This window comes from Methylocystis sp. IM3, assembly GCF_038070105.1.
Taxonomy (GTDB): Bacteria; Pseudomonadota; Alphaproteobacteria; order Rhizobiales; family Beijerinckiaceae; genus Methylocystis.
In genome coordinates this window covers 2,023,090-2,046,684 of sequence record NZ_JBBPBZ010000002.1, presented here as the reverse complement: position 1 = coordinate 2,046,684, position 23,595 = coordinate 2,023,090, and the positions used below count along the sequence as shown (strand labels likewise).

Below are 23,595 nucleotides of genomic sequence, written 5' to 3'. Positions count from 1 at the left end.
GATGTCCGATCTGACGCATCTCTCCCTCGCCGACGCGCGCGACGCGCTGAAGTCGAAGAAAATCTCGGCGGTCGAGCTGACCACGGCGCATCTTGCCGCGATGGAGCAGGCGCGCGCGCTGAACTGCTTTATCACCGAGACGCCCGAACTCGCGCTGAAGCAGGCCGAAGCGAGCGACGCGAAGCTTTCGCGCGGCGAAGCCGGGCCGCTCGAGGGGCTGCCGCTCGGCATCAAGGATCTGTATTGCTCAAAGGGCGTGCGCACGACGGCTGCAAGCCGCATCCTCGGCAATTTCACGCCCACCTATGAGTCGACCGTCTCCGCCAATCTGCTGCGCGACGGCGCGGTGACGCTCGGCAAGCTCAATCTCGACGAATTCGCAATGGGCTCGTCGAACGAAACGAGCGCCTTTGGCCCTGTCGTTTCGCCCTGGCGGCGCAAGAACGATCCCGGGGCGAAAATCGTCCCGGGCGGCTCCTCGGGCGGCTCCTCGGCGGCGGTCGCAGCGCATCTGTGTCTCGGCGCCACGGCGACGGACACGGGCGGCTCCATTCGCCAGCCGGCGGCGTTCACCGGCACGGTAGGCGTCAAGCCGACTTACGGCCGCTGCTCGCGCTGGGGCATCGTCGCCTTTGCGTCGTCGCTCGATCAGGCCGGACCAATCGCGCGCACTGTGCGCGACGCCGCCATCATGCTGCGCTCCATGGCCGGCCACGATCCGAAAGACACGACGAGCGTCGATGCGCCGGTGCCGGATTACGAGGCGGCGGTCGGCGCTTCGGTGAAGGGGCGCCGCATCGGCGTGCCGAAGGAATATCGCCTCGACGGCATGTCGGCCGAGATCGCGGCGCTGTGGGATCAGGGCGTCGCCTGGCTGAAGGACGCGGGCGCGGAGATCGTCGAGATTTCCCTGCCGCATACGAAATACGCGCTGCCGACCTATTACATCATCGCGCCCGCGGAGGCGTCGTCCAATCTCGCGCGCTACGATGGCGTCCGCTACGGCTTGCGCGAGCCTGGCCGCGACATTGTGGAGATGTACGAGAAATCGCGCGCCGAGGGTTTCGGCGCCGAAGTGCGCCGACGCATCATGATCGGCACTTATGTGCTCTCGGCGGGTTACTACGATGCCTATTACGTGCGCGCGCAGAAGGTGCGTAGCCTCATCAAGCGCGATTTCGATCAGGCCTTCGCCGCCGGCGTCGATGCGGTGCTCACGCCCGCGACGCCTTCGACCGCCTTCGCTCAAGGCGAACAGGGCTCGACCGATCCGGTCGAAATGTATCTCAACGATGTTTTCACTGTGACAGTGAACATGGCGGGTCTGCCGGGCGTCGCCGTGCCGGGCGGCCTCGCCGCCAATGGCCTGCCGCTCGGCTTGCAGCTCATTGGCCGTCCCTTCGATGAGGAGACGCTGTTTTCGCTCGCCGCGGCGCTGGAGCAGGCGGCGCCGAAGATCGACTTCCCCCAACCCTGGTGGCGCGAGGCCTGATGATGAACAAGGCCGCGGCCGACACCGACCTCAAGGCGATGCAGGACGAAATGTCCGACGTTCGCCGCATCATCGACGAACTCGACGACGAACTCGTCGCGTTGCTCGCAAAGCGCCAGCGTCAGATCGAGCGTGCCGCAAAAGTAAAGCCCGCGCTCGGCATTCCGGCCCGCGTGCCGGATCGTGTCGACGAAGTGCTGGCGCGCGTGCTCGGCGCGGCGCGGCGCGAGGGGCTATCCGTCGAGCTCGCCATGAATCTCTGGACGAACATCATCGAATGGTCGATCCACTACGAAGAGCGCCTCATGGGCGATCACGCGCCAAAGGGCGACTAAGCGGCACACTCGTGGCAGGGCGATGGCCTCAGGTCACGCCCCAACGTCCGGGTCATTCTTGCGCTCGACCCGTTTGACGCGCAGGAATCCGTGTCGGATCGCCCAGCGCAGAAATTTGAGTTTCTGCCAGTAAAGGCGCTGCGCGGCGCGATGGGCGCCCGGAGAATGCGGCGCAAGGATCGCCAGGCCGATCGGCGCCATCCAGATGCCGAAGACAGGCAGCGGCGCGAGGATCGTGCCGCCGAGGATGAGGCCCACTCCGATGGGGATGCTGAGATAGCGCGGCGCCGCGCGCATGCGCGCGACCAACCCGTTCCTACGGTTCTTGCGGTTGTTGTCCGGCTCGTCGTTCCCGGCCATCGTTGGCCTTTCTCTCTCTGCGCGTCGCCCGTTCCGCTGGCGCCCGCTGTGGTCTATATGGAAGGCACAGGTTCAGCGAGGAAAATATGGCGACACAGGCGGCTCCCTCCAAGCTCATCAAAGGCGCGACCGGCGACTGGGAAGTCGTCATCGGCATGGAAATACATGCGCAGGTGACGAGCAACGCCAAGCTCTTCTCCGGGGCTTCAGCCGAATATGGCGGCGCGCCCAACGATCACGTTTCGCTCGTCGACGCGGCCATGCCGGGCATGCTGCCGGTCATCAACGAGGAATGCGTCAAGCAGGCGGTCCGCACGGGGCTCGGACTGGAAGCCAAAATCAATCTGCGGTCGATCTTCGACCGGAAGAACTATTTCTATCCCGATCTGCCGCAGGGCTATCAGATCTCGCAGTTCAAGCACCCGATCGTGGGCGAGGGCGCGGTCATCGTCGACGTGTCGCCCACCGAGCGCATCACGGTGGGCGTCGAGCGTCTGCATCTCGAGCAGGACGCCGGCAAATCCCTGCACGATCTTTCTCCCGGCGAGAGCCATGTCGACCTCAATCGCAGCGGCGTCGCCTTGATGGAAATCGTCTCCAAGCCCGACATGCGTTCGGCCGAGGAGGCGCGCGCCTATGTGACCAAGCTGCGCGCGCTGCTGCGCTACATCGGCTCCTGCGACGGCAACATGGAGCAGGGATCGCTACGCGCGGACGTCAATGTCTCCGTGCGGCGTCCGGGCGAACCGCTCGGCACGCGCTGCGAGATCAAGAATGTGAACTCGATCCGCTTCATCGGCCAGGCCATCGAGGTCGAGGCGCGCCGCCAGATCGGCATTCTCGAAGATGGCGGCAAGATCGATCAGGAGACGCGGCTCTTCGATCCGGGCAAGGGCGAGACGCGCTCGATGCGCTCCAAGGAGGAGGCGCACGACTATCGCTATTTCCCCGATCCGGATCTTCTTCCGCTCGAGTTCGACCAGGCTTTCGTCGATGCGCTGAAAGCGCAGCTGCCGGAATTGCCCGACGCCAAGCGCGCGCGCTTCATCGCCGAATATGGCCTGCCGCCCTATGACGCGGGCGTGCTGGTGATGGAGCGCGCGAGCGCCGACTTCTTCGAGCAGACGGCGAAGGGCCGCGACGCGAAGCTTGCGGCAAACTGGGTCATCAACGAACTCTTCGGCCGACTGAACAAAGAAGGGCTCGACGTGACGCGCTCGCCCGTTTCGGCGCAGGCGCTCGGCGCGATCATCGACCTCATCTCGGAGAACGTCATATCCGGCAAGATCGCCAAGGATCTGTTTGAGATCGTCTGGACCGAAGGCGGCGATCCGAAGGAGATCGTCGAACAGCGCGGCATGAAGCAGGTGACCGACACGGGCGCCATCGAAGCCGCCGTCGACGCCGTCATCGCCGCCAATCCGGACAAGGTGGAACAGGCGAAGGCGAAGCCAACAATGCTCGGCTGGTTCGTCGGCCAGGTGATGAAACAAACGGGCGGCAAGGCAAATCCGCAGGCCGTGAACGACCTGCTGAAGAGCAAATTGGGCGTCTGAGCGACGCCCTTCATTCGCTTCCTGCCGAATCGAGTCGGCCCGGACATGCGCGGTTTTTTCCCCGCGCGTCGTCCCGGCCGACATTTTTTTGCTTTTTTTGACCGTCGCGCACAATTTTTTTTCAAAGCCCCGTGCGGGCGACAGGCGTGCTCTCGAGTCGCGCGCATGCCGGCGTTTGAAGCGCGCGTCATTCCTCCTTCGCCGATGCAGGCAATGATGTGGTCGGCGTGCGAGGAAGCCTGCGTCGCTTCATCGGGCCAGTGCGAAACGGATTGTGACTCGAAGCGACGACCATCCAATATTTCAAAGAAAAACAACATATTGAAATATGCGTGCGTCACCAAGGAGAGACGCGTCGGCATGGTTTGGATTGGCTGCGTCCACGGGTGATCGCCGCATCGCCCCCGCAATCGTTTCAAGCGTGCGTCGGTTTCGCAGCGAGCGTTGGCGAAACATGCGGACAGGCCGACCGGGCGCGCTTCTTCTTTGTCGACGATGCTGCAGAAGGGTTTCACGCGCTCTGAAAGGCATGGCTGTCGCGCGGCGCCACTTGAACCCGTGATTAACCACGTTACGCTAGTTGGGCGTATTGTCGGTCGACCATAGTTCCGGCAATTCGGATCAAGGGGACTTATTATGGCGAGAGCTACAACAAAGCGTAAGCCGGCCAAGAAGGCGGCGGCGAAGAAGGGCGCGCGTAAAACCGCGACCAAGAAGGCGGCGACCAAGAAGCGCGCAACGAAGAAGGCGACCGCCAAGAAGACCGTCCGCAAGGCTGCGACCAAGAAGCGCGGCGTCGTGAAGAAGGCGGCGACCAAGAAGCGCGTGGTGAAGAAGGCGACGACGAAGAAGGCGGCGACCAAGAAGCGCGCCACCAAGAAGGCGACGACGAGAAAGGCGACCACGAAGAAGGCGGCGACCAAGAAGCGCACGCCGCGCAAGGTGAAGGTGGCGCCGCCGGTCGCTCCGGCAGAGGGCGTTGAGTAGAGGCGTCTTCGCCATGCGTGATCACAGGATCACGCGTCGTGAATGCGCCTTGCGCAAAAGTTTTGATCGCCCGAGGAAGCCCACATCCAGCGCGCCTCGGGCGGATTTGTTTTACGGGGCGGTCTTTCGCGAAGAACGTTCCTCCTCGCGGCTGGTCTGGCGCGTGAGGCATTGCGACGCGAATTCGCGCCATGTCGGCAGGCCGGCGATCCCGCGACGCTTCATTTGATCCCACTCCTCGGCGCAGGCGCGCATGCGCTCCCGTGACGCGCGCGGCAACAGCGGCGGCGGCGTCGATGTATCGACCGGCGGCAAAGGCGCGAGCCTTGCCGGCGGAGGCGGCGCCGGGAGGGCGGGACTCTGGGCCGGCGCATTCTGCACGCCTGGCGCTTTTGGCTTCGTGACGCCTCCCTCTGCATTTTTCGAGGTCGGCTTGCCGTGCTGCGCGGGGGCCGATGGCTTCGTCGCGGAAGCGGGCGGCGTCGCCGATTGCGCGAGCATCAATGGCGCCGCGGTGCGCGCAGGCGCATTTCGGACCGGCTGGGCGAGAGCCGGCGTCGCGAGTTCCATGGCGCAGAAGCTCGCCAGCATAGCTGCGGCGATCATGGCGAGGGGAGAGCATACGCCCGCGGCGACCATCTTCTCATTCCTTCCGCGAGCGGAGCGGACGCCTGTTTATACCGAGGCCGCGCGCCGGAGTCGAAAGCTGGATAAACGCGTGATAAGCCTCCTCGAAAAAAGGAGGCGACAATGACGGACACGGAGACTTCATCGACGCGGCTCACGCTTATCCAGCGTCCGCGCCGCAATCGCAAGAGCGACTGGTCTCGCCGTCTGGTGCGCGAGACCGCGCTCGACGTCTCGGATCTGATCTGGCCGGTGTTTCTGACCGACGGCGAGGGACGCCGCGAAGCCGTCGGCTCCATGCCGGGCGTCTTCCGCCTGTCCGTCGATCTGGCGACGGAAGCGATCGCCGAGGCCGCCGCGCTCGGCGTTCCGGCTGTGGCGCTCTTTCCCAATACCGATCCGAAACTGCGCGACGAAACGGCGAGCGCGGCGCTCGATCCCGAAAATCTGGTCTGCCGCGCCTGCCGCGCCATCAAGGCGGCGGCCCCCGAAATTGGCGTCATCACCGATGTGGCGCTCGATCCTTACACGAGCCACGGCCATGACGGGCTTTTGCAGGGCGACGAAATTCTCAATGACGAGACGGTTGCGGTTCTCACGCAGCAGGCGATCACACAGGCGCGCGCCGGTTCCGATATCATCGCGCCCTCCGACATGATGGACGGGCGCGTCGGCGCGATCCGCGCGGCCCTGGACGCCGCAGGCTTCCAGAACGTGCAGATCATGAGCTATGCGGCGAAATACGCCTCGGCCTTCTATGGGCCGTTTCGCGACGCCATCGGCACCAACAAGACGCTGCGCGGCGACAAGCGCACCTATCAGATGGACCCGGCCAACACCGACGAGGCGCTGCGCGAGGTCGCGCTCGATCTGGAGCAGGGCGCCGACATGGTGATGGTGAAGCCCGGCATGCCCTATCTCGATATCGTTCGCCGCGTCGCCGAGACGTTCCATGCGCCGACCTTCGCCTATCAGGTCTCCGGCGAATATGCGATGATCATGGCGGCCGCGCGCAACGGCTGGCTCGACGAGGAACGCGCGATGATGGAGAGCCTTCTCGCCTTCAAACGCGCCGGGGCCTCGGGCGTGCTGACCTATTTCGCGCCCCGCGCGGCGGCGCTGCTGTGCGCGCGGGGATAGGCGCGTCAGCTCGCCCGGCCTCCCAGGTCTTCGACGGCGGCAAGCCATTTTTCCGCCGTCGCGGACGTCATGTTCTTGATCGACCCGATCAGCGTGGCGCGCACGGGCGAGACGCCCGCATATTTGAGGATGTTGCGCTCGAGATTGCGCAGACCATGCGCGAGGAAGAAGAAGCGGTAAACGAGCGCAGGCATGCCCATCGTCACGATGACGCGCGCCGATCTTCCCTTGAGAAGCCCCTCGGGCAGGCGTCCTTCCCTGTAGCGAAGCGCAAATCCGGGCCGGAAGGTCTGCTCGGCGAAAGCTTTGAAAAGCGCCGGCGCGTCCCCGAGCCAGAGCGGATAGACGATCACCCAATGCTCGGCCCAGCGCAAAGTCTCCTGCGCCGCGGCGATCGGCTCAGGGAGCGCGCCGCTTTCGAATTCGGCCTGGCTGCGGATCAGGGGGAAGTCGAGAGCCGCGACATCGACGAGGCGCGTCTCGTGGCCGCTCCGGGCGGCGCCGGCCGCATAGGCTTGCGCCAGCGCCCGACAAAACCGCTCCGGCCGCCGGTCGGGATGTCCCTGAATGATCGCGATGCGCTTGCCCATGTCCCATGCCTCCACACGCTTTCCTTGCCTTAAACTGGAGCCGGAGGCGAAACAGTGCAACCGGGCGGCCTTATGGTCGGCTTTCGGCGCGGTCGGGGTGGACAAACACGGCCTCACGTGGTTTGCCTTGCCCATAGCGGCGGCGCTTCGGGGCCGCGGCCAATGTCCTTCCCGGTTCCCGCTGCTGACGATGATTCGACGCCTTCTCCTTCCCGCCATTGCGACGGGGCTGGCCCTGACGGCGCCAGCGCGCGCCGATTTTCGTCTGTGCAACAACACGAGCACGCGCGTGAGCGTCGCCATCGCTTATACGGACGGAAAAAGCTGGCTCTCGGAAGGGTGGTGGAACCTGCGGCCAACGGCCTGCGAGACGCTGCTGCGCGGGCCGCTCGCCGCGCAATTCTACTATGTCTATGCGATGGACGAGCGCGGCGGCGAGTGGAAAGGCAAGGCTTTCATGTGCACGCGCGACCGCGAGTTCAGGATCGAGGGACGCGACGACTGCTTCGCGCGCGGCTATGACAGGACCGGGTTCTTCGAGATCGACACGGGCCGCGACGCAAAGAGCTGGACGGTGCAGCTTACCGACCCCAACGCGTCGACGCATTGACACATGCGCCGTGCTATAGCGGCGCCAGGCAAAGGATTTGGGAACGGACATGAGAAGGCTCAGGCGCGTCAAGATTATCGCCACGCTGGGACCGGCGACAGTCGACAAGGCGGTCATCGCCGGGCTCGTGCGCGCGGGCGCCGACGTGTTCCGCATCAACATGAGCCACACGGACCATGCGGGGCTCGCCGCTTATGTCCGCACGATCCGCGAGATCGAGACGGAGATGTCGCGCGCCATCGGCATTCTCGTCGATCTTCAGGGGCCCAAGCTGCGCATCGGCGCCTTCGAGGAAGGCTCGGTCCATCTGCGCAAGGGCGATGTCTTCGTTTTCGATTCGGACCCCAGGCCCGGCGACGTGACGCGCGTGCGGCTGCCGCATCCGGAGATTCTCGCGGCGTTGAAAGTCGGCGACACCATTCTCATCGACGACGGACGCGTGCGCCTGCATGTCGTCGAGACGACGCCCGAGCGCGCTCATGCGGTCGTCGACGTCGCGGGCCGACTCTCGAACCGCAAGGGCGTGAGCCTGCCGGATACGGAAATCCCGATCACCTCCATGACGACGAAGGACCGCGCCGATCTGGAAGCGGCGCTCAAGGAGGGCGTCGACTGGGTGGCGATCTCCTTCGTGCAGCGTCCCGAGGATGTCATCGAGGTCAAGCAGATCACCAAGGGCCGCGCCCTCGTGATGGCGAAGATCGAGAAGCCTCAGGCGATTCACCGTCTCGAAGAAGTGATCGAAGTCTCCGACGCGCTGATGGTGGCGCGCGGCGATCTCGGCGTCGAGGTGCCGCTCGAACGCGTCCCGGGCCTACAGAAGCGCATCAACCGTTCGGCGCGGCGACTCGGCAAGCCGGTCGTGATCGCGACGCAGATGCTCGAGTCGATGATCCTCTCGCCGCTACCGACGCGCGCGGAAGTCTCGGATGTGGCCACCGCAGTCTTCGAGGGCGCCGACGCCGTCATGCTCTCGGCGGAGAGCGCCGCCGGGCAATATCCGCAGGAGGCCGTCGCGACGATGAGCCGGATTGCGGAAGAGGTCGAGACCGACGCCTTCTTCCGCTCGATCATCAACGCCCAGCGCGGCGAATTGCCCGATCCGACCTCGGCCGACGCCATTGCCGTCGCCGCGCGCGACGTGGCGCAGACGCTGCACTGCAAGGCGATTTGCGCCTGGACGTCTTCCGGTTCGACCGCGCTGCGCATCGCCCGCGAGCGCCCGCAGTCCCCGATTCTCGCACTGACGCCAAAGCGCGACACGGCGCGCCGTCTGGCCCTCGTCTGGGGCGTTCATGCGCTCGAGACGCGCGACGCCGTCGATATCGAGGACATGGTGAAGCGCGCTTCAGAATATTCGAAGAGCGAAGGCTTCGGCGATGACGGGGACCGGATCATCATTGTCGCTGGCATGCCCTTCGGTTCGCCGGGCGCGACCAACATGATTCGTATCGCCCATGTAGGCGAAGAGACGCACCAGCCGGCAGGCGAAGCGCCCTAAAAGAAAGGGGCCGTTTGGCGGCCCCGTTCCTATCAGCTTTTGACCTGGAGATTGTCGGCGGATGACCGGCCGCTGCGCTTGTCGACGACGATCTCGTAGCTGACCTTCTGGCCCTCGGCCAGATCGCGCAGGCCCGCGCGCTCGACGGCGCTGATGTGGACGAAAACGTCGTTTCCGCCGGCGTCAGGCTGAATGAAGCCGAAGCCTTTTTGTGCATTGAACCATTTAACTGCGCCAGTCTGCATTGGCGTGTCCTTTCGAGACATGAACGGACGGCCGCAGGGCGCGGCGTCTTCCCATCGAGATTGAGGTTGAAAGTCAGGCGCCGACGTCCCGAGACGAGAGAGCGAGAACGTTTCGGCCAAAACCCGATTCCGCCAATATGGTGTTTTGGTCGAAAAAATAAAGCGGGACGTGCGATTATTTCGGCTCTCGCCACTCCATCATTATTGTTGCGCGCCCCGAAAGCGTGTTGGCCCCTTGGCCGATCTGGGTGAAACCCCCGCGTTCGTAGAAGCGGATGGCGCGCTTGTTGTCGGCGTTGACGTCGAGCCGCACGAGGCCGGGCGCGAGGGCGCGCGCGGCGGCCATGAGCCTTTCGCCGCAGCCCAGCCCCTTGAACGCCGGTCCGACGCAGATCTGGTCGAGCCAGCCCGTCCGCGGATCGATGACAACGAAGCCCGCCAGCGCGGGCGGGTCGCCGGCGAAGAGGCAAAGCGTGAGCGCGCCCTCCGCTTCGAGCTTGGCGATTTGCTGCGTCAGCCAGTCACGGCGCGCGTCGAAATCAATCTCAGGATAGGTTGCGCGCCATGCGGCGACCCAGAGATCCAGCATGGCGGGCCAGTCGGCGTCTGCGCGCCTGCGCAGGAGAGGGGGGGAAGCCGGGCCGGGGAGGGGTGACTCAGGGTCAAACTCGACGGCAGTCACGTCCTCAGGCCTTCCTTATGACGTCGAGAAGCAGGCGGTGGATTGCCTCGTTGCCCGCGCAGATCTCGCCCTTGGCGAGCATGTCGCCGCCGCCGGAAAGATCGGTGACGAAGCCGCCGGCCTCGCGCACCAGCACGACGCCCGCCGCGACGTCCCAGCTGTTGATCCCACGCTCCCAATAGCCGTCGAAGCGCCCGCAGGCGACGAAGGCGAGGTCCAGGGCGGCGGCGCCCATGCGGCGGATATTGCCGATCTTCGCCATGCCGGCGGCCAGCTCGCGCTTGAAGGACTCATGATCGCGGACGCGCGCGAGCGGCGGGATGCCGCAGGCCACCATCGATTCTGCCAGCGAGCGGCGGGCGGCGACGCGCATGCGACGGTTGTTGAAATAGGCGCCCTGGCCTTTTTCCGCGACGAACATCTCGTCGGTCGCAGGATTATAGACGAGGCCGGCGACAAGCTGTCCCTCCCGCTCCAGCGCAATGGAGACGCCAAAGACCGGCAAGCCGTGCAGGAAGTTCGAGGTGCCGTCGAGCGGGTCGATATGCCAAGTGTGGCTCTTGTCCGACCCCTCTATAAAGCCGCTTTCCTCGAGCCGGAAGCTGTAGCCAGGCCGCGCCTTGGATAACTCCTCGAACAGCGTCTTCTCGGCGCGCTTGTCGGCGGCGGTGACGAAATCGCCGGGGCCTTTGACCGAGACCTGAAGATTCTCGACCTCCCCGAAGTCACGCTTGAGGCCGCGGCCCGCCTTGATCGCGGCGGCGGTCATCACATTCATCAACGCGGAACGAATCATTTGGGAAAGGCCTCGGGAGAAGGGGGGAGGCGTTCAAATGCATCCCGACCGCCCGCGCGTCAAGCAGCGCCGGGGCTTCGCATGGTTAATCCAAAATTAAGCAATCGAGTCGAAACTTGGCAATATCGGTTTCGGAGAGCCAGTCATGGCGCATATCGAGCTCGGCTATCGCGCGGCGGCGGTAAGGCCGTCCGCTCCTCAAAATCCCGTGCGCGCGCGGGAAAAGATCCAGGCCCAGCGTCCCGCGCCGGCCCGTCCGAGGTTCTGTCGCGTCGATGGCGGGCAACTGATCCGCACGGCGCTCCTCGTTCTGCTCTGTCTCGGACTATCCCAACTCCCTCGCCCCGAGAGGCTTCCGGCAAGCGGTTCGGTTGCCGCCTTTCAGCCGAAGGTCTGAGGCGGCTTTTTGTCTGGCGCATGCCGGGCAGGGCGTTAACGATTCTTTAACCAACCAGTCCTAACTTGGCGATATTACAGCGTATGTCCCGAGTGGCTCTTCTTCTCCACTCGTCCTTGATGCCTCCCTGTCACGCCTCGAGAGCCGCGTTTGCGGCTCTTTTTTTGTGTTCAAAACCCTTCCGCGGTTAAGGTTAAAAGAGAGCTAATGAAGCGCGCCCGGCCGACGTGCGCTAATGTCCCCTCTATCGAGTTCGGGGGGCGTCAGCCCCGGCAGCAAGCGTGAGCGTGGCATGGGTCGTGTCAGTGATAATCGGGGCGAGCAGAGCCAACCCGTTTCCTTTGTAGAGAAACTCGCGGGCTCCGAGGCCTTCGGCGCAATGTTCAAGGAAGGCATGGGCCTCGTCGAGGAGGCGGCCGCCTATCTCGACGGCGCCGGTCGCGGGGACGCCAAGGCTCTGCCGCGCGCCGAGGCGCTGGCTTATGCGGCCGAGAGCATGCGCCTGACCACCCGGCTGATGCAGGTCGCGTCCTGGCTCCTGCTTCAGCGCGCCGTCAACCAGGGCGAACTGACGCGGACGCAGGCGGCGAGCGATCGCCATCGGGTCAAGCTCCAGCATCAGGAACTGGCTTCCTCGCCAGAGGTGTTCCAGCGCCTGCCGCAGCGTCTGCGCGAGCTTGCGCTGCATTCGCTGCGTCTCCAGGCGCGAATCATTCATCTGGATCAGCTGATCTATACGGGTCCCGAAGCGGCCACGGCGCAGCTGGCGCCGGCGGCGAGCCCCGTTCAGGAGCAGCTGGCGCGGCTCCGGGACGCCTTTACGCAATAAGGCAAGGGGCGAGGCGGCGGATCGCCGTCATAGAACTCCCCCCAGAGGGAGGGGCTTTCGACCGTTCGCATCGCCAGAATCAGAAATGCCCGGCGCAAGGCCGGGCATTTCTGCATCAGGTTCGAGCGTTCTACCGCTTACTTCTTGCCGAAGCTCAGGCCGCCGAAGCGTGAATTGAAGCGCGACAGACGGCCGCCGCGGTCGAGCAACTGGGTCGAGCCGCCGGTCCAGGCCGGATGCGTCTTGGGGTCGATGTCGAGGTTCATCGTGTCCCCGTCCTTGCCCCAGGTCGAGCGCGTCAGATACTCGGAGCCGTCGGTCATCACGATCTTGATCGTGTGATAGTCGGGATGGATATCCTTTTTCATCGAACGCGTCCTTCCTGCGATCCTGAACGGCCACAACCCCGTGACGCCTTTTGGCGCGGGGCGGCCAGCCGAATTGACGATTTGGCTGCGCTCATAGCGCAATGCTTCCCATTCGGCAAGGCCGACCGGCTTCGCCGCGGGCTCAGGCGGCGAGCATGCGCTGAACCTCGCTCACGAGGTCGCGCAGATGGAAGGGTTTGGAGAGAATCTTGGCCTGCCGCGGCGCCTGGTTGTCGGGATTGAGCGCGACGGCGGCGAAGCCGGTGATGAACATCACCTTTATATCGGGATCGAGCTCGGTGGCGCGGCGCGCCAGCTCTATCCCGTCCATCTCCGGCATGACGATGTCGGTCAGCAGCAGCTCGAAGGGTTCGACGCGCAGCTGGTCGTAGGCCGACAGGCCGTTGTCAAAGGACGTTACGGAAAAGCCGGCCTGCTGCAAAGCCTTGACCAGGAAGCGACGCATGTCATTGTCGTCTTCCGCCAGCAGGATCTTCGCCGTCATCCGTTCGTTCATCGCCGTTCTCGTCCTTTTTTACCCATAAGGCCGCAGCTTCGTAAATATCAGGTGAAACTTGCGCCGCGCCAAGTTAACTTGGGCCATTACATAACGGAATATGCGCAAGGCTTGCAAAGCCCCGGCGTGGCCGTCCCTCCGGGGCCCGCGCGGACAGGGCGGAGCGGCAGGCAAGGGGTATTGATCGGGGACGCATGCAGGAAAACGGCGCGCCAATCGAGGGTGACTTTGACCCCCCGTCCGAGGTGCTCGAGCCGCGCGAGCTCACATCGCCGCTCGTCTTCTCATCGCCGCATTCGGGCCGGGTCTATCCCGCGCGGTTCCTCGCGGCGGCGCGTCTCGACGCGGCTGCGTTGCGCCGCTCCGAAGACGCCTATGTCGACGAATTGTTCGCCTCGGCCGGGGAGGTCGGCGCGCCCCTGTTGCGCGCGCATTTCCCGCGCGCCTATCTCGATCTCAATCGCGAGCCCTATGAACTCGATCCGAAGCTTTTCGAGGGCCGGCTGCCGGAATTCGCCAATACGCGGTCGCTGCGCGTCGCCGCCGGGCTCGGAACCATCCCCCGCGTGGTGGCGGACGCGCGGGAAATCTACGCGGGGCGCATCCCCATCGACGAGGCGCTGAGGCGGATCGAGGCGCTCTACAAGCCCTATCACGCCATGCTGCGCGGCCTGATGGAGCGCGCGCAGGAGCGGTTCGGCGTCGCCATTCTGGTCGATTGCCACTCCATGCCGTCGAGCAGCGCGCGCGAGCCGTCGCTCGCCGGGCGCGGCGACAAGCGCCGTCTCGATTTCGTCATTGGCGATCGCTATGGGGCGAGCGCGGCGCCGGGGCTGGTCGAGGGAGTCGAGGAGCGGCTGCGCGCGCGCGGCCACCAGATTCAGCGCAACAGGCCCTATGCGGGCGGGTTCATCACCGAGCATTTCGGGCGCCCGGCGGCCGGATGGCACGCGATTCAGATCGAAGTTTCACGCGGTCTTTACATGGACGAAGCGACACTGGAGAAGGGTCCGCGCTTCGCGGCGATCGCCGCCGACCTCGCCGAGGTGGCCGCGGGCCTGGCTCAGGACTCTGACAGGATCTTTGGCGGCCCACGCCGGATGGCCGCCGAATAATCAGCGGCTTTCCGGCGCTGGAGCAGGAATGACCGTCGTCGATTTCGAAAAATTCGTCGAGGAGCTGGCCGAGGTTTCGGGCGACGCCATCCTGCCCTTTTTTCGCACCGCCATCGCCGCAGACGACAAGGCGCATGGCGGCGCCTTCGATCCGGTGACCGAGGCCGATCGCGCGGCGGAGCTCGCCATGCGCCGCCTGATCGAACGCACCTTTCCGAGCCATGGAATCATCGGCGAGGAATTCGCCGCCCGCGACGAACAGGCCGAATATGTCTGGGTGCTCGACCCCATCGACGGCACGAAAAGCTTCATCTCCGGCTTTCCGACCTGGGGCACGCTGATCGGTCTCTCGCATCACGGCCGGCCCTGTTACGGGATGATGAACCAGCCCTTCACGCGCGAGCGTTTCCATGGCGACGGCGAGGCCGCCTTCTGGCGCGGGCCGGCGCGTCACGGCAGGGGCGGCGAGGAGCGTCGCAAGCTGGTCACGCGGCCTTGCCCCCGGCTGGCGCAGGCGACCCTGATGACGACTTCGCCGTTGTTGATCGAGCCCGAGCGACGCGACGCCTTCCACCGCGTCGAAGAGAAAGTCCGGCTGTCGCGCTATGGAGGAGACTGCTACGCCTATTGCGCGCTCGCAGCCGGCCATGTCGATCTCGTGATCGAATCCGGCATCAACAAATACGATATTTTTGCGCTGATCCCGATCGTCGAAGGCGCGGGCGGCGTCGTCACCACCTGGGACGGCGGCGACCCCTCGGATGGCGGCGCCATCGTCGCGGCGGGAGATCGGGCGCTACACGAGGCGGCGGTGAAGCTGCTCGCGGGGTAGGGCGCGTCACCCGCTCGCTTCTTCGCTTCGCTCTCCCAGCGGCGGGCTACGTCCCGCTCCCCGGAATGAAGGCGTCGAAGGCGCGCCAGAACTGGGCGCGATAGTCGTCGCGCTCCATGAGTAGCTCGTGCTTCGCCCCGGGGATTTGGATGAGCGCGCCGTTGTTTAGATTTTGCGCGAAGCGTTCGATCGCGGGATTCGACACGATCTGCTCGCGCCCGACGGAGAAGCTCAGGATCGGCGTGCGGATGTGGCGCGCATATTCCGGCGCCTCGAAACGCTTCATCAGGCGGAAGGCGGCGTTGACCCAGCCGATCGTCGGATCGCCGATGACAAGGCGCGGCGCGGCCTCGACGATGCGGGCGTTGCGGGCGAAGCGCACCGGATCGGTCGTGAGCTTGTTGCCTTCGAACGGCCCTTCCAGGAAGGATCGGCCCTTGCCGAAGGGGATGTACCAGCCGCCGAGGCCGAGCATGTCGAGCGTGTCGGCGAGCCAGCGCGCTCCGCGCGGAAAGCGCAGACTGTGGAGGTCGATCATCGGCGCGGTGAGCGCCATCCGCTCGAAAGGCGGCCGGGTTTCGTGCGCCATGTCGAGCATGATGGCCGCGCCCATGGAATGGGCGAGCGCGAACCACGGCTGCGGTCGCGGGCGCAGGACCTCCGCGCAGAAGACCTCGAGGTCGCGCTGATACTGCGAAAAGTCGTCGATATGGCCCTTGCGCGGGTCTTCCAGTTCACGTTCCGAGCCCGCCTGTCCGCGCCAGTCGAGCGCGACCACGTCGAAACCGCGCTGACGCAGCGCCTCGATGGTTTCGAAATATTTCTCGATGAATTCATTGTGCCCCTGGAACACCGCGACCGTGCCGCGCGGCTTCGTGGGGCAGGGGAAGGTCGCCGCCCGCAGGCGTCGGCCGTCCTGTGTGCGCAGGTGATGGACGACGGCGCCCTCGGGGATGGGATTGTCTGGCGTCGCGACCAGTTCGCGCATGTCTTCTCCGTGGCGCTCGAGCCCGATTCTCTCGGCGCAAGGATAGTGCATTTTCCTCCAGGGGCCGAACGGCGGGGCGGCTCAGCGCCCGCAGAAGGCCGCGAGCCTGTCGGGCTGCGAGAAATCCATCTTGCCCGCGACGATCGCTTCAACCACGCCGCGGCTGTCGATGAAGTAATGCATTGGCGTCACGACGCCGCCCTCCGACGTCTCGCCATAAAAGGCGCGCGCGGCCTCCGCCTTCGCGCGATCGGTCCGCGCCGCGTCGCCCACGCGGTAGAATTTCCATGGCAGGCCGTAGCTTTTGAACTTGGCCAGATCTTTTGGATAATCGCTGGCGCGCGCGGAGACGAAGACGACGTTCCACCGCTGCGGACAGGCCTTGGCCAGCGCCTTGTAGCCCTGGACTTCGGCGAGGCAGTTCGGACACCAGTGCGCCCAGAGCGAGACGAGCGTTGGCTTGCCGCTCGCCATCAAAGCGGAGAGATCGAGCGGCGCGCCTTTCTCGTCCACGAGCTCCACCGAGCGCAGCGACGCCTTCATCTCCTCTTCGCTGACCGCGCGCTCGACCTGCATGCCGATGATTTCCGAGCGCGCCAGCGTGGGCGTGAAGGCGATCAAGAGCGCGAGGCCGGCTATTCGAAACATGGCGTCATTCCCGGTTGCATTCATGCGCAGGGGTTAGCCGGAAGCCCGCGATCTGCATAGCCCTTGAACTTCGCGCCCTCAATTCCCAAATCGGGATCAGCGCGGGCCGCAATGGACGCGCGATCAGGCGCGGCGCGTTACGCAGCGCGCCGCATGTCGCTTCATGAGGAGGATATGTCATGCGTCACTTCGATCTTTCGCCCCTCTATCGTCAGACGGTGGGCTTCGATCGTCTCTTCAATCTTCTCGATCAGGCCGGCGGCGTCGACAGCGCCTCGACCTATCCGCCCTACAATATCGAACGGACGGGCGAGAACGCCTACCGCGTCACGCTCGCGGTCGCGGGCTTCTCTCGCGGCGAGCTGACGATCGAGACCCGCGAGAACACCCTCTCGATCAAGGGCTCCAAGGAGCAGAGCGGCCCCGCCGAGGGCCGTGAGATGCTGCATCAGGGCATCGCGGCCCGCGCCTTCGAGCGTCGCTTCCAGCTGGCGGACCATGTCGTTGTCACGGGCGCAAGCCTCGTCAACGGTTTGCTGCATGTCGACCTCGTTCGCGAGATCCCCGAGGCCCAGAAGCCGCGCCGCATCGAAATCGGCGGCGTCGCCGCGACCGCGCAGGTCGTGGAGTCCAAGGCCGCGTAATCTCCAAAAGAGAGCGCGCAAACAGCGAGGCGCCCCAACCGGGCGCCTCTTTTACGAGAAGCGCCGGTTTCTTTTCTCTCCGCGCCTGCCGCGTTTCGCGAGCCGGAAGCCTTGCTTTTCTCAAAACGTCGTATTTCACTAGGCGAAATTCATTTTGTTTTAGGTTTTCACGCGGAGAGAATTGATGTCCAGATTGATAGATCGGATCCCCATTCCTCAAGGCGTCAACGCCGGTCTCGACGGCGTATCCAATCGCCTGGCGCTGAGTATTCTCGGCAACCCGCGCTCCCGCTACAGTTCGTCTTGCCAGCCCGTGACCAATCCGGGTCTCGCGCCGCATATCATCACGGAAAGCGTCGGCCCCTTCCCCGGCATGCATTTCGAGATCAGCAAGCAACTGCTGATGTCGTGGCACGCAGATATCCTGCCCGAGACCTCCCATGCGGCCGACGAGCGGCTGACGCTGGGCGATCGGGGCGCCCGCGTCGCCGAGTTGCAGAGGAAGCTCAATGCGGGCGGTGAGGATCTTGTCGTCGACGGCGTGTTCGGGCGCGACACGCTCGCGGCCGTCATGGCGTTCCAGTCCGCGAGCGGGCTGGACGTCACCGGCGTGGTCGACCGCAAGACCTGGGACCGGCTTTGAGGGCGACGGCGCTGCTACTTCTCGCCGTCCTTCCGGTCATGGCCTGCCTGGCCATGCCGGGAGCGGCCTTCGGCTCGAGCGCGCCGTTTTCGTCGCTCTACTCGTCATTGAAGAAGTGCCAGACGGTCGAGAGCCTCGGCCTGCCGGACAGGACGATTCGGCGTAGCGACCGCGAAGGCGTCGTCCGTTGCCCAGGGCAGGGTGGCTTCACGGTCTACATTGTCGATCAGGATCCGCGAAGCTGGCTGGTTCTGGAGCGCGGGGGCGTTCGCGCGCCACTCCAGCGGGAAATGGTCGGAGAATTCAAGCTGGGCGAATTCCCCACCGTCAGCGAGCAGGGGATGATGGAATGGCGCCTCGATCGCCGGAAGGCGGTGCGTGGCTTCATCGTCCGGGTCGAGTATCAAATTCCCGGCTCGACCGAGCCCGCGTCGGCTTTGCTCGCCTTTCTGCTCGAGAACGGGAAGCCCAGGCTTCTCGGCGCGACGACGAGCAATGAAAAGGCGCGGGCGCTGATCGACTCCGCAGCGCGTTGAACCGCCCGGAAGGGATGAAATTCCCCCTTCTTGCAGGGCGGTTGCTTGTCATGCGGGCATAAATCTGGCAACAATCATGGGCGTCGATATGTCAGTGCTGCTGACCTTTTGACGCATGCGCCCTTCGCCTGCCGTGTGATTGCCTTGCCCGCCCATCGAGCGCGGCCAACAGGGCTTTGCCGGTCGGCGAAAATTTGGGACTGGCGCGCCTTTTGCCTGAGGGCGCGGCGGCCGGTCCGGGGCTTTGGAATCGATCGGCCGAAGCGATTGGCCGGACGCAAGCGGGGACTGGACGAAGCGCGCGGGCGCTTCTATCCGTCCCGGTCTTGCTCTATGCAGTTTGGAACGAGGATATGACGGGACGAAAGGCCGCTCGCGCGCCGCGTCACGTCGGGGAGACGCCGCCATGACGAAGGTCGTTGATATGAAGGCCATCGAGGCCGGGCAGGAGCACGCCGCCATTGGCCGCGATCCCGCGCTGCCTGCCGCCCAGGGCCTCTACGATCCGGCGCAGGAGCACGATTCCTGCGGCGTCGGCTTCGTCGCCAACATGCACAATCAGAAGTCGCACGCCATCGTGGAGATGGGCCTGCAAATTCTGCTCAATCTCGACCATCGCGGCGCGGTCGGCGCGGACCCGAAGCTCGGCGACGGCTGCGGCATTCTCGTGCAGATCCCGCATGAGTTCTTCAAGGCCGAGTGCAAGAAGCTCGGCTTCGACCTTCCTGCGCCGGGCGACTACGCCATCGGCCAGTTCTTCATGCCCCGCGACCCGGAAATCCGCGCGCGGGCGAAGGCCATCCTCGAAGAGCAGATGCGCGACGAGGGCGTGGTTGCGCTCGGCTGGCGCGATCTTCCCGTCGATTCGAGCGACCTCGGCGACGCCGTGCGCGCCGTGGAGCCGCACCACATTCAGCTTTTCATCGGCCGCGGCCCGGATGTGAAGGACGCCGACGATTTCGAGCGGCGCATCTATCTGGCGCGCAAGTCGTCCTCCAACGAAATCTACAAGCTCGAGGGCGGCCGCGAGTTCTACTCGGTCTCCGTCTCGACGCGCACCATCGTCTACAAGGGCATGGTGCTGGTCTCCCAGCTCGGCAGCTATTTTCTCGACCTGAAGGACGAGCGTTTCGTCTCGGCGATCGCCCTGGTGCATCAGCGGTTCGCCACCAATACCTTCCCGTCCTGGCGACTGGCGCATCCCTATCGCTTCGTCGCGCACAATGGCGAGATCAATACGCTGCGCGGCAATCTGAACTGGATGGCGGCGCGTCAGGCGTCCGTCTCCTCGCCGCTCTTCGGCGACAACATCAGCAAGCTCTGGCCGATCTCCTATGAGGGCCAGTCCGACACCGCCTGTTTCGACAATGCGCTCGAATTCCTGGTGCGCGGCGGCTATTCGATGGCTCATGCGGTGATGATGCTGATCCCCGAGGCCTGGGCGGGCAATCCGTTGATGGACGAGGATCGCCGCGCCTTCTACGAGCATCACGCCGCGCTCATGGAGCCGTGGGACGGTCCCGCCGCCATGGCGTTCACCGACGGCTGTCAGATCGGCGCGACGCTCGACCGCAACGGCCTGCGTCCGGCGCGCTATCTCGTCACCGACGACGGCCTCGTTGTGATGGCGTCGGAAATGGGCGTGCTGCCCATTCCGGAGGAGAAGATCGTCACCAAGTGGCGCCTCCAGCCGGGCAAGATGTTGCTCGTCGATCTGGAGCAGGGCCGCATCATCTCCGACGACGAGATCAAGAAGGAGCTGTCACTCTCCCATCCCTACAAGGAGTGGCTGGCGCGCACGCAGATTCAGCTCGAGGATCTGAAGCCCGTCGAGGCGCGCCCGGCGCGCGCCGACGTCACGCTGCTCGATCGCCAGCAGGCCTTCGGCTACACCGAGGAAGACCTCTATCTGCTGATGTATCCCATGGCCGTGACTGGCCAGGAAGCCGTCGGCTCCATGGGCACGGACACGCCCGTCTCGCCGCTCTCCGACAAGGAGAAGCTGCTTTATACCTACTTCAAGCAGAACTTCGCGCAGGTGACCAATCCGCCGATCGATCCGATCCGCGAAGAGCTGGTCATGAGCCTCGTCTCCTTCATCGGTCCGCGCCCGAACATTCTCGATCACGAGGGCTCGGCCAACAAGAAGCGGCTCGAGGTGCGTCAGCCCATCCTGACCAATGAGGATCTGGAGAAGATCCGCTGGATCGGCATGGTCGAGGACAGCTTCGACACCAAGACGCTTGAAGTCTCATATGATTCGAGCAAGGGCGCGGCCGGGATGCGCGGCGCCATCGAGCGCCTCTGCCAGCGCGCCGAGGAGGCGGTCAGCGGCAAATACAACATTATCATCCTGTCGGATCGCATGGTCGGGCCGGACCGCATTCCGATTCCGGCGCTGCTCGCGACGGCTGCGGTGCATCACCACCTGATTCGAAAGGGGCTGCGCACCTCGGTCGGCCTCGTCGTCGAGACGGGCGAAGCGCGCGAGGTGCATCACTTCGCCTGTCTTGCCGGCTTCGGAGCCGAGGCGATCAACCCCTATCTCGCCTTCGACACGCTCGAAGCCTCGGTCTCGGAGTTCCCCAAGGACGTCGACGCCGAGACGGCGGTCAAGCGTTACATCAAGGCGGTCGGCAAGGGCTTGCTGAAGGTCATGTCCAAGATGGGCATTTCGACCTATCAGTCCTATTGCGGCGCGCAGATTTTCGACGCCGTGGGCCTTGCCCAGAGCTTCGTGGACGAGTTCTTCACCGGCACGACGACGCGGGTCGAGGGCGTTGGCCTCGACGAGATCGCCAGGGAAAGCGTGCGCCGTCACCGACTCGCTTTCGGTGACGCGCCGGTTTATCGCGACGCGCTGGATGTCGGCGGCGACTACGCTTTCCGCATCCGCGGCGAGGCGCACAGCTGGACGCCGCAGACGGTGTCGCTGCTTCAGCACGCGGTGCGCGGCAATGCGCGCGACCAGTATCGCGCCTTCGCCAAGACCTTGAACGAGCAGGACGAGCGTCTGCTCAACCTGCGCGGCCTGTTTCGCATCAAATCCGCCGAAGAGGACGGCCGCACGCCCGTGCCGCTCGACGAGGTCGAGCCGGCGAGCGAGATCGTCAAGCGTTTCGCAACGGGCGCCATGTCCTTCGGCTCGATTTCGCGCGAGGCGCACACGACGCTCGCCATCGCCATGAACCGCATCGGCGGCAAGTCGAACACGGGCGAGGGCGGCGAGGAGCCGGATCGCTTCAAGCCGCTGCCGAACGGCGACACCATGCGCTCGGCGATCAAGCAGGTGGCCTCGGGCCGCTTCGGCGTGACGACCGAATATCTCGTCAACGCCGACATGATCCAGATCAAGATGGCGCAGGGCGCGAAGCCCGGCGAGGGCGGGCAATTGCCGGGCGACAAGGTCGACGCGGTGATCGCCAAGGTGCGTCATTCGACGCCGGGCGTCGGCCTCATCTCGCCGCCGCCGCACCATGACATTTATTCGATCGAGGATTTGGCTCAGCTGATCTTCGATCTGAAGAACGTCAATCCGAAGGCCGCGGTTTCGGTCAAGCTCGTCTCCGAGGTCGGCGTCGGCACGGTGGCGGCCGGCGTCTCCAAGGGCCGGGCCGATCACGTCACGATTTCCGGCTTCGAGGGCGGCACGGGCGCGTCGCCGCTCACCTCGATCAAACATGCGGGCAGCCCGTGGGAGATCGGCCTTGCCGAGACGCATCAGACGCTGGTGCTCAACGGACTGCGCGCGCGCATCGCCGTGCAGGTCGACGGCGGTCTGCGCACGGGCCGCGACGTCGTGGTCGGCGCGCTGCTTGGGGCGGACGAATTCGGCTTCTCGACGGCGCCGCTGATCGCGGCTGGCTGCATCATGATGCGCAAGTGCCACCTCAACACTTGCCCCGTCGGCGTCGCGACACAGGACCCGGTGCTGCGCAAGCGTTTTGCCGGCCAGCCTGAGCATGTCATCAATTACTTCTTCTTCGTCGCCGAGGAAGTGCGCGAGCTGATGGCCGAAATGGGCTACCGCCGCTTCGACGAGCTCGTCGGCCAGATGCAGATGCTCGACAAGACGAAGGCCGTCGCCCATTGGAAGGCGCAGGGTCTTGATTTTTCGAGGCTCTTCCACAAGCCGGCTGGCGAGGGCGGGGCGATCCGCCACTCGCAGACGCAGGATCACGGCCTCGAGAAGGCGCTCGACAACAAGCTCATCGCCGAGGCCCGTCCGGCGCTCGACCGCGGCGCCAAGGTCTCGATCGAGACGCCGATCAAGAATGTGGACCGTACGACCGGCGCCATGCTGTCCGGCGAAGTGGCGCGCATCTATGGCCACGCCGGCCTGCCGGAGGATACGATCAGCATTCGCGCAACCGGCACCGCGGGACAAAGCTTCGGCGCCTTCCTTGCGCGCGGCGTCACGCTCCAGCTCGAGGGCGAGGCCAACGATTACGTCGGCAAGGGCCTCTCGGGCGGCAAGCTCGTCGTCTATCCGTCGCGCAACGCCCGGCAGATCGAGCCCTCCAGCTCGATCATCGTCGGCAATACGGTGCTCTACGGCGCCATCGCGGGCGAATGCTACTTCCGCGGCGTCGCGGGCGAGCGTTTCGCGGTGAGAAACTCGGGCGCCGTCGCCGTCGTGGAGGGCGTGGGCGACCATGGCTGCGAATATATGACCGGCGGCGTGGTGGTTGTGCTCGGCCAGACGGGCCGCAACTTCGCGGCCGGCATGTCAGGCGGCATCGCCTATGTCCTCGATGAGGAAGATACGTTCTCGACGCGCTGCAACCTCGCCATGGTCGATCTCGAACCCGTTGGCGCAGAAGAGACGGCGATGACCGAGACCTATCACCAGTCGGGCGATCTCGAGACGCATGGCAAAGTTGATATTCTCGCCGACATGACGCGCTTCGACGCCGAACGCCTGCGCCAGCTCATCCAGAACCATCTGCGCTACACGGGCTCGACCCGCGCGCGAGAGATTCTGGACAATTGGGCGGTCTATCGGCCGAAGTTCCGCAAGGTCATGCCGATCGAATATCGCCGCGCGCTGACCGAGCTCGCGGCGAAGAAGGCGCAGCCGAAGCGTCTCGCGGCGGCCGGCGAATAAGGCGTCAGGCCCTCCGGGGCCAATGCGGCGCGAAGCCTCGTAAGCTTCGC

At 65.0% G+C, this 23,595-nt stretch carries 25 protein-coding genes; 15 read left to right on the top strand and 10 right to left on the bottom strand.

Translation table 11 applies throughout. The annotated features are described in order from the left end of the window. Position 1 precedes the first annotated feature (1 nt). Together gatA and WOC76_RS11910 are read left to right on the top strand one after the other, a co-directional pair. Positions 2–1,492 (top strand): Asp-tRNA(Asn)/Glu-tRNA(Gln) amidotransferase subunit GatA, encoded by a 1,491-nt coding sequence (gatA, locus tag WOC76_RS11915; protein WP_341388471.1) that lies wholly within the window; start codon positions 2–4, stop codon positions 1,490–1,492. A gap of 2 nt (positions 1,493–1,494) precedes the next feature. Next, positions 1,495–1,827 carry a chorismate mutase gene (locus WOC76_RS11910; RefSeq protein ID WP_341389832.1) on the top strand — a complete coding sequence of 111 codons (333 nt, stop codon included), beginning with the start codon at positions 1,495–1,497 and terminating at the stop codon, positions 1,825–1,827. Between the two features lie 33 nt (positions 1,828–1,860). Here WOC76_RS11910 and WOC76_RS11905 read toward each other — a convergent pair whose 3' ends face one another. After that, a complete protein-coding gene (locus tag WOC76_RS11905) occupies positions 1,861–2,187 on the bottom strand; it encodes a hypothetical protein (RefSeq protein WP_341106659.1) in 327 nt (108 codons plus the stop codon). Positions 2,188–2,273: 86 nt separating this feature from the next. Between WOC76_RS11905 and gatB the strand changes: the two genes are divergently transcribed. Continuing rightward, a complete protein-coding gene (gatB, locus tag WOC76_RS11900) occupies positions 2,274–3,743 on the top strand; it encodes an Asp-tRNA(Asn)/Glu-tRNA(Gln) amidotransferase subunit GatB (protein WP_341106660.1) in 1,470 nt (489 codons plus the stop codon). 636 nt (positions 3,744–4,379) lie between these two features. Then, on the top strand, positions 4,380–4,730 hold the full coding sequence (locus WOC76_RS11895) for a hypothetical protein (protein WP_341106662.1): 351 nt from the start codon (positions 4,380–4,382) through the stop codon (positions 4,728–4,730). Positions 4,731–4,841: 111 nt separating this feature from the next. Here WOC76_RS11895 and WOC76_RS11890 read toward each other — a convergent pair whose 3' ends face one another. Then, positions 4,842–5,369 (bottom strand): hypothetical protein, encoded by a 528-nt coding sequence (locus tag WOC76_RS11890; RefSeq protein WP_341431425.1) that lies wholly within the window; start codon positions 5,367–5,369, stop codon positions 4,842–4,844. Between the two features lie 111 nt (positions 5,370–5,480). Here WOC76_RS11890 and hemB point away from each other — a divergent pair, with 111 nt between their 5' ends. Beyond that, positions 5,481–6,497: a porphobilinogen synthase gene (gene hemB / locus WOC76_RS11885; protein WP_341106664.1), complete on the top strand. Its 1,017-nt coding sequence runs from the start codon at positions 5,481–5,483 to the stop codon at positions 6,495–6,497. 5 nt (positions 6,498–6,502) lie between these two features. On the opposite strand, the gene WOC76_RS11880 is transcribed toward hemB, so the two are convergent. Continuing rightward, positions 6,503–7,087 (bottom strand): NAD(P)H-dependent oxidoreductase, encoded by a 585-nt coding sequence (locus WOC76_RS11880; protein WP_341106666.1) that lies wholly within the window; start codon positions 7,085–7,087, stop codon positions 6,503–6,505. A 190-nt stretch (positions 7,088–7,277) separates the two neighbouring features. Between WOC76_RS11880 and WOC76_RS11875 the strand changes: the two genes are divergently transcribed. Then, positions 7,278–7,697 carry a DUF1036 domain-containing protein gene (locus WOC76_RS11875; RefSeq protein ID WP_341106668.1) on the top strand — a complete coding sequence of 140 codons (420 nt, stop codon included), beginning with the start codon at positions 7,278–7,280 and terminating at the stop codon, positions 7,695–7,697. A gap of 49 nt (positions 7,698–7,746) precedes the next feature. Beyond that, positions 7,747–9,198, top strand: coding sequence for a pyruvate kinase (gene pyk, locus WOC76_RS11870; protein WP_341106669.1), 1,452 nt, complete (start codon positions 7,747–7,749; stop codon positions 9,196–9,198). A gap of 32 nt (positions 9,199–9,230) precedes the next feature. On the opposite strand, the gene WOC76_RS11865 is transcribed toward pyk, so the two are convergent. From WOC76_RS11865 to WOC76_RS11855, 3 genes are all read right to left on the bottom strand, one after another. Further along, positions 9,231–9,443 carry a cold-shock protein gene (locus WOC76_RS11865; RefSeq protein WP_341106670.1) on the bottom strand — a complete coding sequence of 71 codons (213 nt, stop codon included), beginning with the start codon at positions 9,441–9,443 and terminating at the stop codon, positions 9,231–9,233. A 175-nt stretch (positions 9,444–9,618) separates the two neighbouring features. Further along, positions 9,619–10,032, bottom strand: coding sequence for a GNAT family N-acetyltransferase (locus tag WOC76_RS11860; RefSeq protein ID WP_341106671.1), 414 nt, complete (start codon positions 10,030–10,032; stop codon positions 9,619–9,621). A gap of 97 nt (positions 10,033–10,129) precedes the next feature. Beyond that, the gene (locus WOC76_RS11855; RefSeq protein ID WP_341106672.1) at positions 10,130–10,921 is read right to left on the bottom strand and encodes an inositol monophosphatase family protein; all 792 of its coding nucleotides are present in this window, start codon (positions 10,919–10,921) and stop codon (positions 10,130–10,132) included. A gap of 145 nt (positions 10,922–11,066) precedes the next feature. On the opposite strand from WOC76_RS11855, the gene WOC76_RS11850 reads away from it, so the two are divergent. Together WOC76_RS11850 and rcdA are read left to right on the top strand one after the other, a co-directional pair. Beyond that, on the top strand, positions 11,067–11,318 hold the full coding sequence (locus WOC76_RS11850; protein WP_341106674.1) for a hypothetical protein: 252 nt from the start codon (positions 11,067–11,069) through the stop codon (positions 11,316–11,318). 292 nt (positions 11,319–11,610) lie between these two features. Continuing rightward, entirely contained in the window at positions 11,611–12,147 is a 537-nt protein-coding gene (gene rcdA / locus WOC76_RS11845) for a protease adaptor protein RcdA (protein ID WP_341106676.1), read from the top strand. Positions 12,148–12,284: 137 nt separating this feature from the next. On the opposite strand, the gene rpmE is transcribed toward rcdA, so the two are convergent. Further along, entirely contained in the window at positions 12,285–12,515 is a 231-nt protein-coding gene (gene rpmE, locus WOC76_RS11840; RefSeq protein WP_341106677.1) for a 50S ribosomal protein L31, read from the bottom strand. Positions 12,516–12,657: 142 nt separating this feature from the next. Beyond that, positions 12,658–13,020 (bottom strand): cell cycle two-component system response regulator CpdR, encoded by a 363-nt coding sequence (gene cpdR, locus WOC76_RS11835; protein WP_341108785.1) that lies wholly within the window; start codon positions 13,018–13,020, stop codon positions 12,658–12,660. A 206-nt stretch (positions 13,021–13,226) separates the two neighbouring features. Here cpdR and WOC76_RS11830 point away from each other — a divergent pair, with 206 nt between their 5' ends. Both WOC76_RS11830 and hisN read left to right on the top strand, forming a co-directional pair. Further along, positions 13,227–14,147: an N-formylglutamate amidohydrolase gene (locus WOC76_RS11830; protein WP_341106678.1), complete on the top strand. Its 921-nt coding sequence runs from the start codon at positions 13,227–13,229 to the stop codon at positions 14,145–14,147. A 28-nt stretch (positions 14,148–14,175) separates the two neighbouring features. Beyond that, complete coding sequence (gene hisN, locus WOC76_RS11825) at positions 14,176–14,979, top strand: histidinol-phosphatase (RefSeq protein ID WP_341106679.1); 804 nt, start codon at positions 14,176–14,178, stop codon at positions 14,977–14,979. A 46-nt stretch (positions 14,980–15,025) separates the two neighbouring features. Here the strand turns inward: hisN and WOC76_RS11820 are convergent, their stop codons facing one another. Further along, complete coding sequence (locus WOC76_RS11820; RefSeq protein ID WP_341106681.1) at positions 15,026–15,967, bottom strand: alpha/beta hydrolase; 942 nt, start codon at positions 15,965–15,967, stop codon at positions 15,026–15,028. An 81-nt stretch (positions 15,968–16,048) separates the two neighbouring features. Beyond that, on the bottom strand, positions 16,049–16,615 hold the full coding sequence (locus WOC76_RS11815; RefSeq protein WP_341106683.1) for a TlpA family protein disulfide reductase: 567 nt from the start codon (positions 16,613–16,615) through the stop codon (positions 16,049–16,051). Between the two features lie 179 nt (positions 16,616–16,794). Between WOC76_RS11815 and WOC76_RS11810 the strand changes: the two genes are divergently transcribed. The 4 genes from WOC76_RS11810 to gltB all read left to right on the top strand — a co-directional run bounded on the left by WOC76_RS11810 (position 16,795) and on the right by gltB (position 23,545). Next, a complete protein-coding gene (locus tag WOC76_RS11810) occupies positions 16,795–17,259 on the top strand; it encodes an Hsp20 family protein (protein ID WP_341106685.1) in 465 nt (154 codons plus the stop codon). Between the two features lie 184 nt (positions 17,260–17,443). Further along, positions 17,444–17,902, top strand: coding sequence for a peptidoglycan-binding domain-containing protein (locus WOC76_RS11805; RefSeq protein ID WP_341106687.1), 459 nt, complete (start codon positions 17,444–17,446; stop codon positions 17,900–17,902). Then, positions 17,899–18,438 (top strand): hypothetical protein, encoded by a 540-nt coding sequence (locus WOC76_RS11800; RefSeq protein WP_341106689.1) that lies wholly within the window; start codon positions 17,899–17,901, stop codon positions 18,436–18,438. The genes WOC76_RS11805 and WOC76_RS11800 overlap by 4 nt, the downstream gene beginning before the upstream one ends. Before the next feature lie 406 nt (positions 18,439–18,844). After that, entirely contained in the window at positions 18,845–23,545 is a 4,701-nt protein-coding gene (gene gltB, locus WOC76_RS11795) for a glutamate synthase large subunit (protein ID WP_341106691.1), read from the top strand. Positions 23,546–23,595 lie beyond the last annotated feature (50 nt).

Excerpts from the sequence above, each read along its gene's own strand:
- WOC76_RS11875 (WP_341106668.1), top strand. The coding sequence starts at position 7,278 with ATGATTCGACGCCTTCTCCTTCCCGCCATTGCGACGGGGCTGGCCCTG.
- WOC76_RS11855 (WP_341106672.1), bottom strand. The coding sequence starts at position 10,921 with ATGATTCGTTCCGCGTTGATGAATGTGATGACCGCCGCCGCGATCAAG.
- rcdA (WP_341106676.1), top strand. The coding sequence starts at position 11,611 with ATGGGTCGTGTCAGTGATAATCGGGGCGAGCAGAGCCAACCCGTTTCC.
- hemB (WP_341106664.1), top strand. The coding sequence starts at position 5,481 with ATGACGGACACGGAGACTTCATCGACGCGGCTCACGCTTATCCAGCGT.
- WOC76_RS11880 (WP_341106666.1), bottom strand. The coding sequence starts at position 7,087 with ATGGGCAAGCGCATCGCGATCATTCAGGGACATCCCGACCGGCGGCCG.
- WOC76_RS11850 (WP_341106674.1), top strand. The coding sequence starts at position 11,067 with ATGGCGCATATCGAGCTCGGCTATCGCGCGGCGGCGGTAAGGCCGTCC.
- WOC76_RS11910 (WP_341389832.1), top strand. The coding sequence starts at position 1,495 with ATGAACAAGGCCGCGGCCGACACCGACCTCAAGGCGATGCAGGACGAA.
- WOC76_RS11905 (WP_341106659.1), bottom strand. The coding sequence starts at position 2,187 with ATGGCCGGGAACGACGAGCCGGACAACAACCGCAAGAACCGTAGGAAC.
- WOC76_RS11890 (WP_341431425.1), bottom strand. The coding sequence starts at position 5,369 with ATGGTCGCCGCGGGCGTATGCTCTCCCCTCGCCATGATCGCCGCAGCT.
- WOC76_RS11860 (WP_341106671.1), bottom strand. The coding sequence starts at position 10,032 with ATGCTGGATCTCTGGGTCGCCGCATGGCGCGCAACCTATCCTGAGATT.
- gatB (WP_341106660.1), top strand. The coding sequence starts at position 2,274 with ATGGCGACACAGGCGGCTCCCTCCAAGCTCATCAAAGGCGCGACCGGC.
- pyk (WP_341106669.1), top strand. The coding sequence starts at position 7,747 with ATGAGAAGGCTCAGGCGCGTCAAGATTATCGCCACGCTGGGACCGGCG.
- gltB (WP_341106691.1), top strand. The coding sequence starts at position 18,845 with ATGACGAAGGTCGTTGATATGAAGGCCATCGAGGCCGGGCAGGAGCAC.
- cpdR (WP_341108785.1), bottom strand. The coding sequence starts at position 13,020 with ATGACGGCGAAGATCCTGCTGGCGGAAGACGACAATGACATGCGTCGC.
- WOC76_RS11895 (WP_341106662.1), top strand. The coding sequence starts at position 4,380 with ATGGCGAGAGCTACAACAAAGCGTAAGCCGGCCAAGAAGGCGGCGGCG.
- WOC76_RS11815 (WP_341106683.1), bottom strand. The coding sequence starts at position 16,615 with ATGTTTCGAATAGCCGGCCTCGCGCTCTTGATCGCCTTCACGCCCACG.
- WOC76_RS11820 (WP_341106681.1), bottom strand. The coding sequence starts at position 15,967 with ATGCGCGAACTGGTCGCGACGCCAGACAATCCCATCCCCGAGGGCGCC.
- gatA (WP_341388471.1), top strand. The coding sequence starts at position 2 with ATGTCCGATCTGACGCATCTCTCCCTCGCCGACGCGCGCGACGCGCTG.
- WOC76_RS11830 (WP_341106678.1), top strand. The coding sequence starts at position 13,227 with ATGCAGGAAAACGGCGCGCCAATCGAGGGTGACTTTGACCCCCCGTCC.
- WOC76_RS11805 (WP_341106687.1), top strand. The coding sequence starts at position 17,444 with ATGTCCAGATTGATAGATCGGATCCCCATTCCTCAAGGCGTCAACGCC.
- hisN (WP_341106679.1), top strand. The coding sequence starts at position 14,176 with ATGACCGTCGTCGATTTCGAAAAATTCGTCGAGGAGCTGGCCGAGGTT.
- WOC76_RS11865 (WP_341106670.1), bottom strand. The coding sequence starts at position 9,443 with ATGCAGACTGGCGCAGTTAAATGGTTCAATGCACAAAAAGGCTTCGGC.
- rpmE (WP_341106677.1), bottom strand. The coding sequence starts at position 12,515 with ATGAAAAAGGATATCCATCCCGACTATCACACGATCAAGATCGTGATG.
- WOC76_RS11810 (WP_341106685.1), top strand. The coding sequence starts at position 16,795 with ATGCGTCACTTCGATCTTTCGCCCCTCTATCGTCAGACGGTGGGCTTC.